Raw genomic sequence first — 547 nt, 5'->3', positions numbered from 1 at the left:
CATGCCGTGTTCCAGCAGATATTCGGCGCGCTGGAAGCCGTCGGGCAGCTTTTCGCGGATCGTCTGCTCGATCACGCGCTGTCCGGCGAAACCGATCAACGCGCCCGGCTCGGCAATCTGCACGTCGCCGAGCATCGCATAGCTCGCGGTCACGCCGCCCGTGGTCGGGTCGGTGAGCACCACGATATAGGGCAGGCCGGCATCGTGCAGCATGGCGATCGCCACCGTCGCGCGCGGCATCTGCATCAGGCTGAGAATGCCCTCCTGCATGCGTGCGCCCCCGGCGGCGGTGAAGATGATGTAGGGGCAGTTGTCGGCAATTGCGGTCTCGACGCCGCGCACGAACGCTTCGCCGACCGCCATGCCCATCGACCCGCCCATGAAGGCGAAGTCCTGGACCAGGACCACCGAGGGCGCGCCTCGGATGCGGCCGTAGCCGATGGCCATGGCGTCATTGACATGCAGCGCCTTGCGGGCGGTGGCCAGACGTTCGCGATAGGGCTTGCCGTCCGAGAAATGCAGCGGGTCGTCGGCGGTCACCGGGGCG

At 67.6% G+C, this 547-nt stretch carries 1 protein-coding gene; it reads right to left on the bottom strand.

Features of this window, described 5'->3' with window-relative positions:
- Window positions 1-547, bottom strand: a 547-nt coding sequence (locus tag AACY08_RS28430; protein ID WP_339472428.1) for an acetyl-CoA carboxylase carboxyltransferase subunit beta, incomplete at both ends; no start/stop codon positions are given.

It is taken from the genome of Pseudomonas sp. EL_65y_Pfl1_R83, from assembly GCF_963970695.1.
In the GTDB taxonomy this organism is placed as follows: domain Bacteria; phylum Pseudomonadota; class Gammaproteobacteria; order Pseudomonadales; family Pseudomonadaceae; genus Aquipseudomonas; species Aquipseudomonas tritici.
The sequence above is the reverse complement of the archived record's forward strand: the minus strand, read 5'-3'. Positions and strand labels throughout refer to the sequence as shown.